This window comes from Halobaculum marinum, from assembly GCF_029338555.1.
Lineage (GTDB): Archaea > Halobacteriota > Halobacteria > Halobacteriales > Haloferacaceae > Halobaculum > Halobaculum marinum.
Genome location: NZ_CP119989.1, coordinates 1,319,152 through 1,334,625, shown reverse-complemented (window position 1 = coordinate 1,334,625; position 15,474 = coordinate 1,319,152). Strand labels below are relative to the sequence as shown.

Sequence of the window (15,474 nt, the reverse complement as noted above, 5' to 3'; positions counted from 1 at the left end):
TGGATGCGGTTCCTGCGGGGGTGAATGAGGTTCCTGCGGGGGAGGGTCGCGCGAGGTCGATCCGAACCATCGGCGTTCGCGGGCGCTCGGGCCGGCTCGGCGGGTGAGCGTCGTCGCCTGCCGGTTTCCGCTCCGACATACTCTTGAACCGGGGTAGCTTACCTGTCGCCAATGCCGGTCGAAGCGACTAGCGCTGGAGCCATCCTCTTCCGCGACACCCGCGGCCGCAGGGAGTACTTGCTCCTGAAGAGCCGACCCGGGGACTGGGAGTTTCCCAAGGGCGGGGTCGAAGGGGAAGAGGAACTCCAGCAGACGGCGATCAGAGAAGTGACTGAGGAGGCGGGGGTCGAAGACTTCCGTCTCATCGACGGCTTCCGCGAGGAGTACGACTACGTGTTCGAGGCGGGCGGCAACACCATCCACAAGACGGTGCACCTGTTCATCGCCCACTCGTTCGAAGCCTCCGCGGAACTGTCGACCGAACACCGCGACCTGCAGTGGCGCGACTACGAGCAGGCGCTCAACACCATCACGCAGGACGGTCCCCGCGACATCCTGCGCGAGGCCCACGAGTACCTCGACGAACTCCAGGCGACCGACGCCGAGGGGTACCTGTTGGGCACCGAGAACTGACGCTCGGGCGACCCCGACGCGGCGATTTTCGCGGACCCCGACCCACCAGCGTCGGCGCTCCCCCACCCGACAGCCTCCGCGCACCGAAAGCGGTTAGTCAGCCGTGACCCCACGGAGGCACGTGTTTCCGGGCGCCGGCGACAGCGAGTTCGCCTTCGAGTTGCTCGTGTGCCGTTGGGCGGAGTTAGCGTGGCATCCCGCCGACGGCGACCGGCCGGTCGTCGTCGCCCGCCAACTCGGCACGCGCGAGCGGCGGTGGGACACGGTCGTCCTCGAAGTCGCGCCCGAGGTGTTCGCGACTCGCCGCGCGTTCGGCGAGCGGACGCTCGACTCGGACCTCCTGCGCGTCGTCCGCGGCGCGCCCGCCGAGTGGGCGTGGTACCGCGACGCACTCGACGATCCGGGGTTCCCGTGGCGCTACATCCGCGAGGCGATTCACCGCGCCGCCGCCCTCGACCTGATCGAGAAGCGGAGCGGCCCCAACGGTCGGATCGAGTTCCGTCGCGTCCGCGAGTACCCCGACTGGGTCGAGCGGGTCATCGCCATCGAGAACAAGCCGGACCTCGACGCCAGCGCGGCGCGTGCGCTCGCGGACCAACTCCGCCACGACGTCGAGTCGGGCCTGGCCGACGAGGTGTGGGTCGCTACCGGGACGACCGGCGAACGCGTCTCGCCCGCGCTGTTGGAGGACATGCCCGTCGAGGTGGGCGTGCTGGAGTTCGACTTCGCCGACGGCGTCGACGCCGACGCCGGCGAGGTCGTGTGGCACCCGACGAGTCTCCGCGCCGACGGCGACGCCCGAACCAGACTCCTCCTCGCCGAACGCGCCTACGGGAAGGGGTGGCGCTCGCTCAGAGAGACGATGCGGCCGGACTGCCGCCACTTCGAGGTGCGCCGGGAGGGCCGCGCGCTGGTTCCGCACTGCGCGGCGAAAGGACGCGTTCCGACGGCCGCGGAGTGCAAGGGTGGGTGCGCGGAGTTCTCGCCGGAGCCACCGCAGTGGCGGACGAACGGCTGGCCGATAGCGGGCGGGCCGGGGAAGGGGGTCCGGGAGTTGCTCGAACGGCGTCGCGAGCGGGAGCGTGACCGCGTGGACAGCGAGTAGCGCGTTACGCGTCGGCCTCGGAGACGACCTCGACGTCCTCGCGAGGGACGGCGAGTTTGAACGTCGGCACCGTCCGGTAGACGACCTCGACGACGTTCTTGCGGCGGAGACTCTGGAGGGCGCGGCGCACGTCGCCCGCCTCGGGGTCGACACCGAACTCCTCGCGGACCTTGTTCAACACCGAGACGACCGACTCCGAGCGCTCGTCGTGGTCGGGGACGACCGCGAACACCTGCCAGTGGAGTTCGGGGACGGTGATCCGCTCGGGCACCGCGTTCGGGTCGTTCTCGTCGTCGACGACGCCGGGTTCGACGCCGGTGAGTTCCGCGGCCTCCGGCGTCGCTCGGATGAGGCTGTTGTCGTCGCGGTAGTAGTAGTCCTTCAGGTGGCCTTCGAGGTAGCTGTGCACGTCGCTCCCGCTGTCCATGCCCCACCGGTCGCCGAGTTCGCTGTTCTTCGTCGGCTGGAGTCGCACCACGTCACCGAGGCGCTCCAACTCCTCGTCGGTGAGGTCGCTCATCAGCGGGGAGTTCCGGTGGGGAGTATTTGGGCCTCCCGGTTCGAGAAGTCGCCGTCGCTCACCCGAGCAGCAGCGACAGACAGCACACCGACCCGCCCGCCTTCTGGAACTCGGTGGTGTCGACCGGCACCGGCGTGAATCCTGCGTCCCGCAATCGACGCTCCGTCTCGGGGTTACCCGAGGACAGCAGGACGTGCTCGCCGTCGACGCAGTGACAGTTACACGCGAGTCCGCCCGTCGCCTCGTCGAGCGGCACCTCGACCACCGTCTCGAACAAGGCGTCGATGCGGGCGCGCCCCTCGTCGGTGAACGCCTCGGGGACGACGAGCGCGGTCTCCTCGGTCAACGGCGCGAAGCAGACGTCGAGGTGGTAGAAGTGCTCGTCCGTCAACTCCAGTGTGACGACCGGCGCGTCGACGAGGTCGGCGAGGCCGTCGTACGCCGCGCGCTCGGTGCGGACGCCGTAGCCGCCCCACAGGAGGCGACGGCCCGGGTGCCAAATCGCGTCGCCGGTGCCCTCGAAGGCGGCGTCACCGGGGAGGTCGAACACGTCGTAGCCGACCGCGCGACACCAGCGGGCGAAGTGCGCGGGTTCGCCGGCGCGTTCGGCGGTCGCCATCCGCGCGAGGACGACCCCGTCGCCGTCGGCAGTCGGGACGCCGAGGTTGGCGGCGAACACCAGGTCCGGGAGCGACGCGGGCGCCACGTGCCCGCGCCCGGACTCGCTCGGGTCGGGCGTGCCGTAGCGGTCGGGGTCCATGACGACGACCCGTTCGGCGTAGCGCTCGTACGTCTGACGGACGCGGTCCCACTCGCTACGGGCACGTGCGCCGTTCACGCGGCCGCCCATGTAGGGGTTGATCCGGTAGCGAACGTCGAAGTACGTCGGCGCGACCAGCAGGACGGTGTCGTGGTCGGGGCGTGCGGGGAGGGCGGTTCGCTCCAGCGGCAGCGGGGTTCGGTCGTGGTAGACGGTTCGTTCGATCGTCGACATTCACCGACAGTCCGCATCAGTCAGCCATAGTAAGTCGCGATAGAATTGTACGAACAGTCGGTTACAGGCCACCTATCACTCACGATCTTCACGCTGGCGCTCGGTGTACGGGCGACCCGTACGACTTTGCCGGCGGGGAGCGACCGCCCGAGTATGACCGACTGGGACACGATCCGGTACGAGGTCGCCGACGAGGTCGCGACGATCACCGTCGACCGCCCGGACAAGCTGAACGCGCTGAACGTCGAGACGCTGGAGGCGCTGCAGGAGGCCATCGCGGAGGCCGAGGCGGCCGACGTTCGCGCGCTCGTGTTGACGGGTGCGGGGGAGAAGGCGTTCATCGCGGGCGCCGACATCTCCTACATGAAGGACCTGGGGACGGCCGAGGCACAGGCGTACGCCGAGTTGGGCCACGACATCGCCCGGTCGCTGGAGACGTTCCCGGCGCCGACCATCGCTGCGGTGAACGGCTACGCCTTCGGTGGCGGCTGTGAACTCGCGTTGGCGTGTGACCTGCGTGTCGCCGCCGAGAACGCCATCTTCGGCCAGACGGAGATCGATCTGGGCATCGTCCCGGGGTGGGGCGGCACCCAGCGGCTCCCCCGACTCGTCAACGACGAGGTGGCGCGGCGGCTAATCCTGTTCGGCGAGCGCATCGACGCGACCGATGCCCACGAGTACGGGATGGTCGGCGAGGTCGTCGCTCACGACCAACTCGACGCGCGGGTCGACGACTTGACCGCGGATCTGGCGGCCCAGCCGAAGTTCGCCGTCGCCGCAGCCAAGGAGGCGATCAACCAGTCGCACGAGACGGGACTCGGCGCCGGGCTGGAGTACGAGCAGCGCGTGTTCTCGGGGCTGTTCGGGACCCACGACCAGCGCGAGGGGATGGACGCGTTCGTGGACAAGCGGGACCCCGAGTTCGAGTAAGGCGTCGTCGGAGCGACCGACGGGAGCGAGACGACGGAACGCGAGCGGGGAGGAACGACCCGCGAGCAGGGCGAGGGCGAGCGTAGCGAGCCCTCGGGACGCGGCGGCGCGGTCCTCGGGCCGCGCCGCCCAGAAGACGAACGCCGTCGGAGCGACCGAGACGACGACACTTGTCGACGAGTACGTCGCGACCGTGACCGAGGGAGACACCGCGGGCCCCTCGATGCTCGCGGAAGCGGCACCCGTGGCCAGGTGACCTCGTGCGCCGCAGACGTCCGGACTGTCGACGGCCTCGTTCTGGACAATAAGATGATACGCTCGGCGCGCGTACCTCTTCGCGTACACATGTCCTCAGTCAAGTTCTCGCGCATCGACTCGCTGTTCGAGGAGCTGGAGTACCCGGTGAGCCGCGAGACGGCCGCCGAGGAGTTCGACGACGTGACGGTGCTGTTTGCCGACGGGGAGGGGAACCTCGGGGAGTACGTCGCGGAGTGTTCCAGCGAGCAGTTCCGCAGCGCCGAGGACCTGTACGCGGACCTCAACAACGTCCTCCCGATCGAGGCGCTCGGCGAGCCAGGGCAGTCCGAAGGCGACGCCTGAACCGACGACGAGGAGGTAGCCAGTGGGCGGTCCCGGGGACAGAACCCTGACGTTAAGTACGAGGACGGCCGACGAGGCCGATATGAACTTCTGCGACGAGTGCGGCTCGATGATGAAAGCGGACGACGAGAAGTGGGTGTGCGGTTCGTGCGGCCACGAGGAACTGCGCGACTCCGCGACCGAACAGGAGATGACGACGACGCAGGGACAGGAGGGGACGACCGTCGTCGACATGTCCGACGTCGACGCCGCCGAAGTCGGCCCGACGGTCGAACAGAAGTGCCCCGAGTGCGACGAGGTGCAGACGGTGCGCTACGAGATGAAACAGATCCGCTCGGCCGACGAGTCCGAGACGCGCTTCTTCACCTGCACAGAGTGCGGGAAGAAGTGGCGCGAAGACGACCACTGATCGGGACCGCGCGCTCGGCGGGCTTCGTTTTCGCGCACCGGTAGCCGTCAGCGACTTGCAGGTAGCCGTTTCCGTTCCGACGACCGCTCACTCCACGACGAGTTGTGCGCCGTCGCGCGGACAGTAGTTCACGTCCCGCGCTCGCGTCTCGAACCCACAGGTGGGACACGTTTTCGCCGGCTGTCGGTCCTCGCCGCCCGTCAGCCCGCGGAACAGCACCGGGACGAACGGGAGAAACAGGAACACGAGCAGCGTGTCGAAGTAGTACCACGCGGCGACGCTGACCGCGAGCGACACGGCCAGTCCGACCAGCGCCGTGCGCGTCCGCGATCCGACCATCGATAGTCAGTCGCCGCCGTCGTCGTCCTCGCCGCGCTCGCCGGCTTCGGCGGCCGCCTCTGCGGGGTCGACGACCTTCTTCCCGGTCGCCTGGGGGAGCACGACGCGGTCGGCGTCCTCCCACTCGCGTTCCAGTTCCGCCCCCTCGAACAGGCGGTCGAGGAACACCGCGAGGCCGGCGACCTCCGAGTGGGGTTGGTTGGTGACGCCGACGTTGTAGTCGGCCTCCTCGTAGAAGTCGAATGGGACCTTCTCGCCACCGACGACGACGAGGAGGGGCGCGTCCACGTCGACGGAGTCGGCGCGGATGTCGGTCTCGACGTCCTGCACGCGCTCGCCGTACATCGTGAGGTGGACCACCGTCCCCTCCCAGTTGCGGGTGTACGCGCGCTGGTCGTCACGGAGTTCGACGGCGAAGGGGCCGCCGAAGCGGTCGGTGATGTCGCGGATCGTCTCGGCGGACTGCCCGGCGTTGTCCGGGAGCACCACGCGGTCGGCGCCGAGCGCCCGCGCGGTCAGTCCCACGTGGGTCGTCATCCGGTCGTCCCGTCCGGGGCGGTGGCCGTACCGGAGGACGACGACGTCGTCGGTCATACGTCCACGTCGTCGCGGCGGCGTAAGGGCGGTTCGCTTCGTGCGCGGTCGACCGAGCGAGCGACCGGAGGGAACGAGCGAGGGAGACCGCGACCACCGGCGGCGCGGTCCTGTGCCGCGCCGCCCGTTGAGACCAGATCAGCAGTCAAGACCGAGCGAGCGACACCCGCTCGTACCCCTCACCCGCCAACGAGTCTTTAGTCGTCCGACACCTCTCACCAGCCATGACGAAGTTCCCCGAGGACGTCGCCGGCGTCGGCGACGACCGGATCGTCGGCAGCACAGCCCTCGTCACCGGCTCGACCAGCGGTATCGGTCGCGAGACCGCACGGGCACTCGGCCGCCTCGGCGCACACGTGATCGTCCACGGACGCGACGACGAGCAGGGGCGCGAGGTGGTCGACGCCATCGAGGACGCGGTGAACGAGGGGACCGCCGAGTTCGTCCGCGCCGACTTCGCGAAGCCCGACGAGGTGTCCCGGCTGGCCGACCGGACACGGAAGGCGGCCGGCGACGAGGGGCTCGACATCCTGGTCAACAACGCCGGCGGCTACTTCCGCGAGGCGCAACTCACCGACCTCGGCGTCGAGTACACGTTCCACGTGAACCACCTCGGCCCGTATCAGCTCACCGCCGAGTTGCTCGACGACCTCGCAGACGACGCGCGGGTGGTGACGACTGCCTCCGATGCTCACCGCGGCGATCAGATCGACCTCGACGCGGTGACGACGCTCGACGACTTCTCCTCGTGGCGGGCGTACCAACGGTCGAAGCTGGCGAACGTCCAGTTCGCCGCCGAGCTTGCTCGTCGGCTGTGGGAGCGCGATCGCAGCGTCACCTCGAACAGCTTCCACCCCGGTGCGATCCCCGGGTCGGGGTTCTTCCGGCACCTGCCCGGCCCGCTGTCGAGCGCCGCCAGCGGACTCGGTCGGCTCCCGTTCGTGACGACGCCCGCGGACGGTGCCGCGACCGCCGTCTACCTGGCCGTCTCCGAGGAGGTGGCCGACACCTCCGGGCGCTACTTCGCAGACCTGCGCGAGAAGAAGCCCTCGACAGAGGCGCAGGACCCGCGTGCGATGCGGCGGCTGTGGGAGGCCAGTGCCGACCTGCTGGGCATCGACGAACCGCTCGCGGAGGAGCGACCCAGCGCCGAAGCGACCGCCGACGGCGACGACGTAGACACCGACGAGGTCGACACTGACGAATCCGACACAACTGACGCCTCGCCGACAGCCGAGTGACGAGGGGCGAACGCCGGCGACCGGCAGTCCGCCCGACGGCGCGCACGCCGGACCGGAAGACACTTTCCGCGCTCTCACGCCCCCACGGACATGGACCTGACCGACGCAACCGCCCTCGTGACGGGCGGGGGCGGCCTCATCGGCTCGCACCTCGCGGGGCACCTGCACGACGAGTACGACGCCGACGTGCGCGTCGCCGACGACTTCTCGAAGGGCGAGCGCGAGCGCATCCCGGACGGCGTCGACGTGATCGAAGCCGACCTCACCGACGAGGCGGCGACGCGAGAGACCGTGACCGACGACCTCGACGTCGTGTTCCACCTGGCGGCGTACACTGACACGAACTTCGACGACGACCGTCGGCTGTTCGAGGAGAACACTGAGATGACGTACAACGTCTTGGAGGCGATGGAGGACGCCGGCGTCACGAACCTCGCGTTCACCTCCTCGTCGACCGTGTACGGTGAAGCCCCCCGGCCAACCCCCGAGGACTACGCCCCCCTCGAACCGATCAGCATCTACGGCTCCTCGAAACTGGCCGACGAGGCGCTCATCTCTACGTACGCCAAGAGCTACGGCTTCACGGCCTGGGTGTACCGCTTCGCCAACATCGTCGGCCCGTACCAGCGCGGCAACGTGGTCCCCGACTTCATCCAGAAACTGCAGGCCGACCCCGAGGAACTGGAGATCCTCGGCGACGGCCGCCAGGAGAAGTCGTACCTCCACGTTACCGACTGCGTCGACGCGATGTGCCACGTCGTCGAACACGGCGAGCGCGACCTCAACACGTACAACCTCGGGTCGCGCACGACGACATCCGTGAACCGCATCGCCGACATCGTCGCCGACGAGATGGGGCTGGACCCCGACTACAGCTACACCGGCGGCGACCGCGGCTGGACGGGGGACGTACCGAAGATGCGCCTCTCCGTCGAGAAGCTCTCTGCGCTCGGGTGGGAGCCGCCCGCCTCCAGCGACGACGCCGTCCGTGCGGCGACGCGGGATTTACTCGCTGAACTTCGCTGACGACGCGCGAACACCCCGTCGAGGGTGTCACACAGACTGTCAACACCCAGCACGAATTATTTACTCGGTCGTGAAAAACTATTTCTACTTGGCTCGCGTACACGTTAGTATGAACACGTACCGCCAAGCAACCTACGCCGAAGTCGCGACCGCTATGCACCAGATCACCGACCGTGCCGTCCCGCTGGGCCGCCCCGCCAGCGACGACTGAGCGGTCCAACCGCGGAGTTCTCTCGGTTCTTCCGACGCTCGTTCACTCGTCCGGCACGACGACCGACATCGACGCCGACGCGTCCGCGTCGGTCGCCGCGAGCGACCCCGTGACCTCGTACTCGCCCGCCGGCGTCGACGCCCACGTGCCGTCGTAGGCCACCGACTCGCCGGGTGCGAGCGTCTCGCTCCCGAGCATCATCGCGAACGCACGCCCCTCGCTCCAGCGCCACACCTCCGCGCCGTCGGCGTCGACCGCGACGAACTCGGCGCGCTGGCCGTCCGAGAACGAGAGGTCGACCGCCGCACTGCCCGCGTTCTCGACCGTCAGCGTCAGTTCGAGTCCCACGTCGGTCGGTGCGACCGTCAGCGTCGCCGTCAGCGCGTCGGCCATACCTGCACATCACGGGGTGGCGAAAAGAACGTACGGGTCCGCTGTCGCGGGTGTAGTCAGTTGTCGCTCGACGTGTAGCCCAGTGCGGCGGCCGTGTCGAGGAGGCCGGCGCCCTGCTCGTTCGACGCGAGGCCCAGATCCTCTGCCGTACTCTTGAGGCGCGAGCGCGCCTCGCTGGCGGTGTAGCCGTCGGCCATCAGCTGGCCCGCGGCACCAGCGACGTGGGGCGTCGCCATCGACGTGCCCGAGAAGGTAGCGTACGAGCCACCGGGGACCGTCGAGTACACGTCCGTGCCAGGCGCGATGATTTCGACCTCCGGGCCGGTCGAGGAGAAGCTCGACAGCGAGTCGTCGCTGGCGGACGAGGAGACGGCCATGCACTCGGGGTAGGCGGCCGGGTACCCGACGCAGTCCGTACAGGGGCCGGAGTTCCCCGCCGCGGCGACGAGGAACACGCCGCGGTCGACGGCGTACGAACAGGCGTCCTTCAGCGCCGCCGACCCGGAGGAGGCGCCGAGGCTCATCGAGCCCACGTCCCACCCCTGGTCGGCGACGTACTGGACGCCGGCGGCGATGTCGGAGAAACTCCCCGACCCGCGCTTGTCGAGCACCTTCACCGCGTGCAGTGTCGCCTCGGTGGAGACGCCGACGACGCCCTGGGAGTTGTCGTCCGCGTTCGCGGTGCCGGCACAGTGGGTGCCGTGGTCGTTGTCGTCGTCCCAGTCGTACTGGTACTTGCCGCGCGACTTCACGAACGCCCGCCCCGAGCCGAGGTTGGCCTGCAGGTCGGGGTGGTCGGAGTCGATACCCGTGTCGAGGATGGCGACGTCTGCGCCCGCGCCAGTCGACCCGTTCGCGTGGGCGACCTCGGAGTCCGTCCGGTCGATGCCCCACGGCGTCTGCTGAGCGAGCGCGTGCATCTGCCCGTTCTCCTCGACGTAGCGCACGTCGGGGCGCTTGCTGAGGCCCTGGATCGCGTTCTCGTTGACGCGGATCGTCATCGCGTCGAAGTTGAACTCGCGGACGACCTCGCTGGCCTCCGCCTTCGCCGCGCGCTTGCCGCTGTCGGCGCTGTAGCCGACGTTCACCTCGACGGTGCCGGGCGAGGCCGACGCCATGCCCGCGAGTCCGGTCGTCGCGACCGCCGCCCCGGTCGCTTTCAGTACGTCACGCCGCGTCTTCCCGTCACGATATACCATGACGAATGTGACAGAGTGACAACCGACTATAATTCTATCGAAAACGGGATTAAATTACTATATAGTTATTCATCTAAATTTGTTTGTTGGCTAATATAAATCGACAGTCGGCGTTTCCAACGTCCCCCGACCGGTCGTCTCGGCGACCGCCGCCGGATGGGACACGGATATACCCGACCGGGCACTATCGCGGGACGTGCAGGTCGTGGGCTACGACACGCCGTCTGGCGCGCTGTTCGTCAGCGACGGCGACCCCGACCCGTCGGCGCCGCCGGGGTCGCCGACCGGCGAGGTCGACCGGGTCGCCCTCGACCCGGGAACCGACCTGTCGTGGCGCCTCGGCGATCGGCGCTGTGCGGGGACGGTCCACGACGACGGTCACGTCGCCTGCGGTAACGCGACGGCGCCGTACTGCGACGACCACCGGTCGACGTGGGTGTGTGCGCGGTGTACCGGGACGTGCCTGAAAGACGAGATGGACTGCTTCGACGACCACGCCATCTACGTCGCGGCGTTCGCCCCCGACGTGTTCAAAGTCGGCGTGACGCGCGAGTGGCGCCTGGACACGCGACTGCGCGAGCAGGGCGCCGACCGAGCGATCCACCTCCAGACCGTCGACGACGGGCGGATCGCTCGCGAGATCGAGTCGTCGATCGCCGCCCACGGACTGGAACGGGTGCGGCCCGACGCCTCGCCCGCGGTCGCGCCACCGGACGCGGACGGACTCGTGGATCGGGTTCGCGTGCCGACGAAGGTCGCGGGACTCGGGACCGCCGTCGACGACGACGCGTGGGACCGTCTGCTCGCCGGCGTCGACTACGCGGAGTCGTTCGCGTTCGACTACGGCCTCGACCTCACGGAACGACCGGTGGCTGAGACGCTCGCGACGGGGACCGTCGTCGGGACGAAGGGGCGGGTGCTCGTGCTGGAGAACGCCGGCACGACGTACGCCGTCGACATGCGCGACCTCGTCGGCTACGAACTCGAGGAGGGGGCCAGCGAGCGCGACCTCCAGTCGAGTCTCGGCGCGTTCGGGTAGCCGTGACACCCGACGGGGCTCGCGACCGCGCCGCCACAGTCTCAGATCCGATATCTCGTGGGGTCACTTGATACGTCAGTACGGGGAATCCCCAACCAGGATGTTTCGACTACTTCGACGCAGCTTCGCGGTGAAGCTCTTGGTCGGCTTCGCGCTCACGACGGGCGCGACTGTCGGCTACGGGCTGGTGACGCGGAACGTCGTCGGAACGATACTGATGGCGACCGCGGGGCAGGTCGTGTTGGGAGCGTATCTCGGGACGAACACCGTCGTGTCCATGCGCACACTGGAAGAACAGACCGAGGCGATCGCCGGGGGAGACCTCGACGTGGAGGTCCGGACCTCTCGAATCGACGAACTCGGGCGGGTGTACAGTTCCGTCGACCGGATGCGCCGGTCGCTCGCCTCCCGGATCGAGGAGGCAGACCAGGCGCGGACGGAGGCCGAAGCCGCCGAAGCGCGCGCTCAGTCGCTCGCGGACGACTACCAGCGGACGGCGACCGAGTACGCCGAGACGATGCGCGCCGTCGCGGACGGCGACCTGCGGCGGCGGATCGACGTCGACCGGGAGCACGACGCGATGGAGACTGTCGGCGTGGCGTTCAACGACGCCGTCGGCGAACTGGAGGTCGCACTCGCACGTGTGGACAGTTTCGCACGCGACGTGGCCGACGGTGCCGGCGACGTCCGCTCGGCCGCCGAACAGATCGACGACCGAACCGACGACGTCCTCGCGGCGACCGACGGCATCGACGCCGCGACCGACGAACAGCGCGCGACCGCCCGAACGGGCGCCAAGGAGACGGCTGACCTCTCGGCGACCGCCGAGGAAGTCGCCGCGACCACGGAGTCGCTCGTCGAGCGAACCGACGAGGCCGCCGACGCGTCCGCGGAGGCGCGCGCCGCCGCGGGCGACGCCATCGAGACGATGGGCGACGTCGACGAGACGATGACCGAGGCTGTCGACCGCATCGAGACGCTCGACGAGGCGACCGCCGACATCACCGAGGCGGCCGAACTCATTCGCGACATCGCCGAGCAGACGAACATGCTCGCGCTGAACGCGAGCATCGAGGCCGCCCGCGCCGGCGGCGATGCGGGCGACGCTGGCGACGGCTTCGCCGTCGTCGCCGAGGAGGTGAAGGGACTCGCCGAGGACACCGGCGACCGCGCGGACGCCATCGCCGGCATGATCGACGAGGTGCGCACGGAAACCGAGCGGGCCGTCGAGGCGATCCGGGCGACCAGCGAGCAGGTGAGCGACGGGTCGACGACGGTGGCCGAGGCGGTGGACCGACTCGACGACATCGCCGTGGCCGTCGAGGACCTCGACCAGGGGGTCCGCGAGATCAGCGACGCGACAGACGAACAGGCGTCCGCGGCCGCCGGTGTCTCCGAGACGATCGAAGACCTCGCGGAGAACAGCGACCGGACGGCCGACCGCGCCGCCGAGGCCAACGCCGCCGCGACCGAACAGTCGACGACCGTCGACGCCGTCGTCGAGGAGTCGGAGACGTTCCGGGTCCGCTCGGACGACCTGCTCGACGTGCTCGCGGAGTTCGACCTCCGCGAGTCGCGCGTGAAGCGCGGGGACACCGGGGACGCCGACACGGTCGTCGCCGAGTCCAGGGGGTCGACGCCCGCCGCGATGGGCGACGGCGGGACCGCCAGTGGAGGTGATCGCCGATGATCGGCGGGCTGGATGCGGCCACGATTGAGACGTTCGTGTTCGCCAGCGGGACCGTGGGCATGCTCGTCGGCGTGGCCGTCGTGGCGTGGCTGCTCCGCGACGACACGCTCGACCCCGAGGCTGGGAAGTTCCGATACCTGCTGATCGTCCCCGTGTTCGCCGCGCTCGCGTACGCCGCGATGGCGGTGGGCGTCGGTCGCCTCTCCGTCGGCGGCGTCGAGGCGGAGGCGGCGCGGTATCTGGACTGGTTCGTCACGACCGCCGTGATGGTGTGGTACGTCGGCCACGTGGTCGACGTGGAGCGCAAGTGGATGCTGCTGGCGGCGACCTTCGACGGCCTGTTCATCGCCGGCGGCTGGGTCGCGACGACGACGCAGGGGACCGTGAAGTGGGCCGCGTTCGCCGGCGCCTGTGTCGCGTTCGCGGCCACGATGGTCGTCCTGTTCCGGGTGTACCCGCGCAGCGCTGGCGAGATGACGCCCGAGCGCGAGCGCCTGTTCCTCCGGCTTCGCAACCAAAGCAGCGTCATCTGGCTGGTGTACCCCGTCGTCTGGCTCGCTGGCGGCGCCGGCTTCGGGCTGGTGTCGACGCTCGGAACCGTGATGCTGATCACGTTCCTCGACGTGGCAGCGAAGGTCCCGTTCACGTGGGTCGTGTACGAACACCGGGGCGTGTTCGAGCGCACGCTGACGGCCGAGCCTGTCGACGGTCCGGGTGCGGGCGATGCCATCGGCGGTCAGGACGCCGCCCCGGCGACAGACCACCCCGTCACGACAGCAGACTAACCGCCCCCAGCCCTTTCCTTACCCTCCGTCCGCAGTCGTCCACTCGGCGTCCGACAGCGTCCGCTGGACGGCCTCCTCGCCGACGGCGGCGGCGAGTTCCTCGAACCCCTGTCTGACCGCGCGGTCGGAGGCGTTGGCGACCAACCGAGAGACGATGAACTCCGGCGTGGACTTCCCGACGACGCCGAAGCGTGGCTGGTAGTCCACCAGCAGGTCGAGGTCGGCGGTGAGCCCTTCGGCGAAGATGCCGTCGACGCGTGCGGCGTCGGGCAGCGGCGAGAGGTCCTCCGCGAGGTGGGTGACGTACACGCCGACGGCGCCGCGGTCGACGGTGAGTTCGACGAGGCCGTTGAGCAGGTCGGCCGCGCGGCCGGGTTCGGTGATGGCCTCGAACTCGTCGACGAGCATCAGTGTCCGCCCCTCGCCGACGAGTGGTGGGACGACCGACTTCAGCGTCGACTCCAGCACGCCCGCGTTGAACGACGCGTGGCGGCGGTGGAACACGACCGTGTCGAATCGACCGACCTCGGCGGCGTCGGCCGGGACGGGCAGGCCCATCGACGCGAGGGTCACGACCTGACACACCGTCTCCAGCAGCGTCGTCTTCCCACCAGAGTTGGCGCCCGTCAGCACCGCGACGCGGTCGTCCGCCGGGGCGGGGATGTCGAGCGCGTGGTCACCGACGCCGTAGGTGACTGGCTGGACGTCGCCCGAGAGGAAGAGATTGCGCGCGTTCGCCACGGCGACCCCGTCGCCGTCGAGCGTGGGGCGAACGAGGTCGTGGGCGACGGCGAACCGCGCCAGCGACAGCAGGAACGCGATGTCGCCGACCGCCGACGCGACCGCGTCCACGTCGGCGCCACCGGCGGCCACGTCCGCCTCCAACTCCTTGCGGACCGTCTCGGCGCGCTCGGCGGCCTCCGTCTCCAGTTCGTCCGCCAGTGTCCGTAGCATCGACCCGACGAAGTCCGCCGAGTCGACGGCGCCGTCGGGCGCCGCCGAGCGCACGCGGCCGCGGTCGAGGCCTGTCTCCCCGGCGACGTACTCGACGACCGCCGACTGAAACGCGTCGGCGTCGCGGGCGCCACGCTCGCGGACGGTCTCCACCACGTCGAACGCCGAGTCCGCGAGGTCACGGGCGCGGTCGGCCCGCTCGCGGAGGGCGTCCAGTCGGTCGTCGGCGCCCGCCGCGACCCCGTCGTCGGTGAGGACCGCGAGCGCCGCCGCCGCCTCTCGGAGCGCCGTCTCGTCGACGTCGTCGAGCGCGGCGAACGTGCCGCCGCGGAGCCCGGCCTCCCGGAGCGCCAGCGCACACTCGACCGCCGCGCGGTCGGTGCCGCCGGCCTCGTCGTACTCGGCGAACGCCGCCAACACGGCCTCGCGCTCATCGTCGTCGAGTGCGGCCCACGCGTCGCGCGCCTCCAGCACGTCGTCGAGGCGCTCGCGGCGCCGCTCGGCGCTCGTCAGCGGCGTGAGCACGCGCACACGGTCGGCGGCGTGATCGGTGACGGCGTAGCCGGCGGCGATGTCGAGGAGGTCGTCGTACACCTCGCGGGCGTCGCGTGTCCCGAACAGGTCCATCCCCGCTTTCCCGTTGGCCCGGCGGAGCACGCGGGTCGCGCGCCCGCGTGAGACGCCCGCGTCGACGAGCGCGCGCACGTCGGCGGACTCGATGGCCGCGATGGCCGCCTCCTCGCCGAGCGACTCGCGGAGCGTGTCGGCCGTCTTCGGGCCGACGCCCCAGTACTGCTCCAATCGCATACGCG

Annotated in this window: 17 protein-coding genes; 10 read left to right on the top strand and 7 right to left on the bottom strand. The window is 69.8% G+C overall.

Annotated features, from left to right (window positions below; translation table 11 throughout):
* Nucleotides 1-171: 171 nt before the first annotated feature.
* Both P0R32_RS06870 and P0R32_RS06865 read left to right on the top strand, forming a co-directional pair.
* Nucleotides 172-633 (top strand): bis(5'-nucleosyl)-tetraphosphatase, encoded by a 462-nt coding sequence (locus P0R32_RS06870; protein WP_276239213.1) that lies wholly within the window; start codon nucleotides 172-174, stop codon nucleotides 631-633.
* A 121-nt stretch (nucleotides 634-754) separates the two neighbouring features.
* On the top strand, nucleotides 755-1,738 hold the full coding sequence (locus P0R32_RS06865; RefSeq protein ID WP_276239212.1) for a DUF5787 family protein: 984 nt from the start codon (nucleotides 755-757) through the stop codon (nucleotides 1,736-1,738).
* A gap of 4 nt (nucleotides 1,739-1,742) precedes the next feature.
* Here the strand turns inward: P0R32_RS06865 and P0R32_RS06860 are convergent, their stop codons facing one another.
* Entirely contained in the window at nucleotides 1,743-2,258 is a 516-nt protein-coding gene (locus P0R32_RS06860) for a DUF5797 family protein (protein WP_276239211.1), read from the bottom strand.
* 58 nt (nucleotides 2,259-2,316) lie between these two features.
* Nucleotides 2,317-3,252, bottom strand: coding sequence for a dimethylarginine dimethylaminohydrolase family protein (locus tag P0R32_RS06855; protein ID WP_276239210.1), 936 nt, complete (start codon nucleotides 3,250-3,252; stop codon nucleotides 2,317-2,319).
* 153 nt (nucleotides 3,253-3,405) lie between these two features.
* On the opposite strand from P0R32_RS06855, the gene P0R32_RS06850 reads away from it, so the two are divergent.
* The 3 genes from P0R32_RS06850 (at nucleotide 3,406) to P0R32_RS06840 (ending at nucleotide 5,191) form a co-directional block, all read left to right on the top strand.
* On the top strand, nucleotides 3,406-4,182 hold the full coding sequence (locus tag P0R32_RS06850) for an enoyl-CoA hydratase/isomerase family protein (protein WP_276239209.1): 777 nt from the start codon (nucleotides 3,406-3,408) through the stop codon (nucleotides 4,180-4,182).
* A gap of 345 nt (nucleotides 4,183-4,527) precedes the next feature.
* A complete protein-coding gene (locus P0R32_RS06845; protein ID WP_276239208.1) occupies nucleotides 4,528-4,782 on the top strand; it encodes a DUF5789 family protein in 255 nt (84 codons plus the stop codon).
* Between the two features lie 82 nt (nucleotides 4,783-4,864).
* Nucleotides 4,865-5,191, top strand: a complete 327-nt coding sequence (locus tag P0R32_RS06840) for a transcription factor S (RefSeq protein WP_276239207.1) — start codon at nucleotides 4,865-4,867, stop codon at nucleotides 5,189-5,191.
* A gap of 87 nt (nucleotides 5,192-5,278) precedes the next feature.
* Here the strand turns inward: P0R32_RS06840 and P0R32_RS06835 are convergent, their stop codons facing one another.
* Together P0R32_RS06835 and P0R32_RS06830 are read right to left on the bottom strand one after the other, a co-directional pair.
* Entirely contained in the window at nucleotides 5,279-5,530 is a 252-nt protein-coding gene (locus tag P0R32_RS06835) for a hypothetical protein (protein ID WP_276239206.1), read from the bottom strand.
* Between the two features lie 6 nt (nucleotides 5,531-5,536).
* Nucleotides 5,537-6,124: a tRNA (cytidine(56)-2'-O)-methyltransferase gene (locus P0R32_RS06830; RefSeq protein ID WP_276239205.1), complete on the bottom strand. Its 588-nt coding sequence runs from the start codon at nucleotides 6,122-6,124 to the stop codon at nucleotides 5,537-5,539.
* Between the two features lie 224 nt (nucleotides 6,125-6,348).
* Here P0R32_RS06830 and P0R32_RS06825 point away from each other — a divergent pair, with 224 nt between their 5' ends.
* Together P0R32_RS06825 and P0R32_RS06820 are read left to right on the top strand one after the other, a co-directional pair.
* Complete coding sequence (locus tag P0R32_RS06825; RefSeq protein ID WP_276239204.1) at nucleotides 6,349-7,365, top strand: SDR family NAD(P)-dependent oxidoreductase; 1,017 nt, start codon at nucleotides 6,349-6,351, stop codon at nucleotides 7,363-7,365.
* A gap of 90 nt (nucleotides 7,366-7,455) precedes the next feature.
* Nucleotides 7,456-8,391 (top strand): NAD-dependent epimerase/dehydratase family protein, encoded by a 936-nt coding sequence (locus P0R32_RS06820; RefSeq protein WP_276239203.1) that lies wholly within the window; start codon nucleotides 7,456-7,458, stop codon nucleotides 8,389-8,391.
* A gap of 253 nt (nucleotides 8,392-8,644) precedes the next feature.
* Here the strand turns inward: P0R32_RS06820 and P0R32_RS06815 are convergent, their stop codons facing one another.
* Together P0R32_RS06815 and P0R32_RS06810 are read right to left on the bottom strand one after the other, a co-directional pair.
* The gene (locus tag P0R32_RS06815) at nucleotides 8,645-8,995 is read right to left on the bottom strand and encodes a BsuPI-related putative proteinase inhibitor (protein ID WP_276239202.1); all 351 of its coding nucleotides are present in this window, start codon (nucleotides 8,993-8,995) and stop codon (nucleotides 8,645-8,647) included.
* 56 nt (nucleotides 8,996-9,051) lie between these two features.
* Nucleotides 9,052-10,194, bottom strand: coding sequence for a S8 family peptidase (locus P0R32_RS06810; RefSeq protein ID WP_276239201.1), 1,143 nt, complete (start codon nucleotides 10,192-10,194; stop codon nucleotides 9,052-9,054).
* A 196-nt stretch (nucleotides 10,195-10,390) separates the two neighbouring features.
* Here P0R32_RS06810 and P0R32_RS06805 point away from each other — a divergent pair, with 196 nt between their 5' ends.
* The 3 genes from P0R32_RS06805 to P0R32_RS06795 all read left to right on the top strand — a co-directional run bounded on the left by P0R32_RS06805 (nucleotide 10,391) and on the right by P0R32_RS06795 (nucleotide 13,708).
* Entirely contained in the window at nucleotides 10,391-11,233 is an 843-nt protein-coding gene (locus tag P0R32_RS06805; protein WP_276239200.1) for a DUF2797 domain-containing protein, read from the top strand.
* 130 nt (nucleotides 11,234-11,363) lie between these two features.
* Nucleotides 11,364-12,923, top strand: coding sequence for a methyl-accepting chemotaxis protein (locus P0R32_RS06800; RefSeq protein ID WP_276239199.1), 1,560 nt, complete (start codon nucleotides 11,364-11,366; stop codon nucleotides 12,921-12,923).
* On the top strand, nucleotides 12,920-13,708 hold the full coding sequence (locus P0R32_RS06795; RefSeq protein WP_276239198.1) for a bacteriorhodopsin: 789 nt from the start codon (nucleotides 12,920-12,922) through the stop codon (nucleotides 13,706-13,708). The genes P0R32_RS06800 and P0R32_RS06795 overlap by 4 nt, the downstream gene beginning before the upstream one ends.
* Before the next feature lie 18 nt (nucleotides 13,709-13,726).
* On the opposite strand, the gene P0R32_RS06790 is transcribed toward P0R32_RS06795, so the two are convergent.
* Nucleotides 13,727-15,469, bottom strand: a complete 1,743-nt coding sequence (locus P0R32_RS06790; RefSeq protein ID WP_276239197.1) for a MutS2 family protein — start codon at nucleotides 15,467-15,469, stop codon at nucleotides 13,727-13,729.
* Between the last annotated feature and the right edge of the window lie 5 nt (nucleotides 15,470-15,474).

What these genes read in the sequence shown, in the direction of transcription:
- P0R32_RS06870 (WP_276239213.1), top strand. Translation starts at nt 172, where the DNA reads ATGCCGGTCGAAGCGACTAGCGCTGGAGCCATCCTCTTCCGCGACACC.
- P0R32_RS06860 (WP_276239211.1), bottom strand. Translation starts at nt 2,258, where the DNA reads ATGAGCGACCTCACCGACGAGGAGTTGGAGCGCCTCGGTGACGTGGTG.
- P0R32_RS06855 (WP_276239210.1), bottom strand. Translation starts at nt 3,252, where the DNA reads ATGTCGACGATCGAACGAACCGTCTACCACGACCGAACCCCGCTGCCG.
- P0R32_RS06850 (WP_276239209.1), top strand. Translation starts at nt 3,406, where the DNA reads ATGACCGACTGGGACACGATCCGGTACGAGGTCGCCGACGAGGTCGCG.
- P0R32_RS06845 (WP_276239208.1), top strand. Translation starts at nt 4,528, where the DNA reads ATGTCCTCAGTCAAGTTCTCGCGCATCGACTCGCTGTTCGAGGAGCTG.
- P0R32_RS06840 (WP_276239207.1), top strand. Translation starts at nt 4,865, where the DNA reads ATGAACTTCTGCGACGAGTGCGGCTCGATGATGAAAGCGGACGACGAG.
- P0R32_RS06835 (WP_276239206.1), bottom strand. Translation starts at nt 5,530, where the DNA reads ATGGTCGGATCGCGGACGCGCACGGCGCTGGTCGGACTGGCCGTGTCG.
- P0R32_RS06830 (WP_276239205.1), bottom strand. Translation starts at nt 6,124, where the DNA reads ATGACCGACGACGTCGTCGTCCTCCGGTACGGCCACCGCCCCGGACGG.
- P0R32_RS06825 (WP_276239204.1), top strand. Translation starts at nt 6,349, where the DNA reads ATGACGAAGTTCCCCGAGGACGTCGCCGGCGTCGGCGACGACCGGATC.
- P0R32_RS06820 (WP_276239203.1), top strand. Translation starts at nt 7,456, where the DNA reads ATGGACCTGACCGACGCAACCGCCCTCGTGACGGGCGGGGGCGGCCTC.
- P0R32_RS06815 (WP_276239202.1), bottom strand. Translation starts at nt 8,995, where the DNA reads ATGGCCGACGCGCTGACGGCGACGCTGACGGTCGCACCGACCGACGTG.
- P0R32_RS06810 (WP_276239201.1), bottom strand. Translation starts at nt 10,194, where the DNA reads ATGGTATATCGTGACGGGAAGACGCGGCGTGACGTACTGAAAGCGACC.
- P0R32_RS06795 (WP_276239198.1), top strand. Translation starts at nt 12,920, where the DNA reads ATGATCGGCGGGCTGGATGCGGCCACGATTGAGACGTTCGTGTTCGCC.
- P0R32_RS06790 (WP_276239197.1), bottom strand. Translation starts at nt 15,469, where the DNA reads ATGCGATTGGAGCAGTACTGGGGCGTCGGCCCGAAGACGGCCGACACG.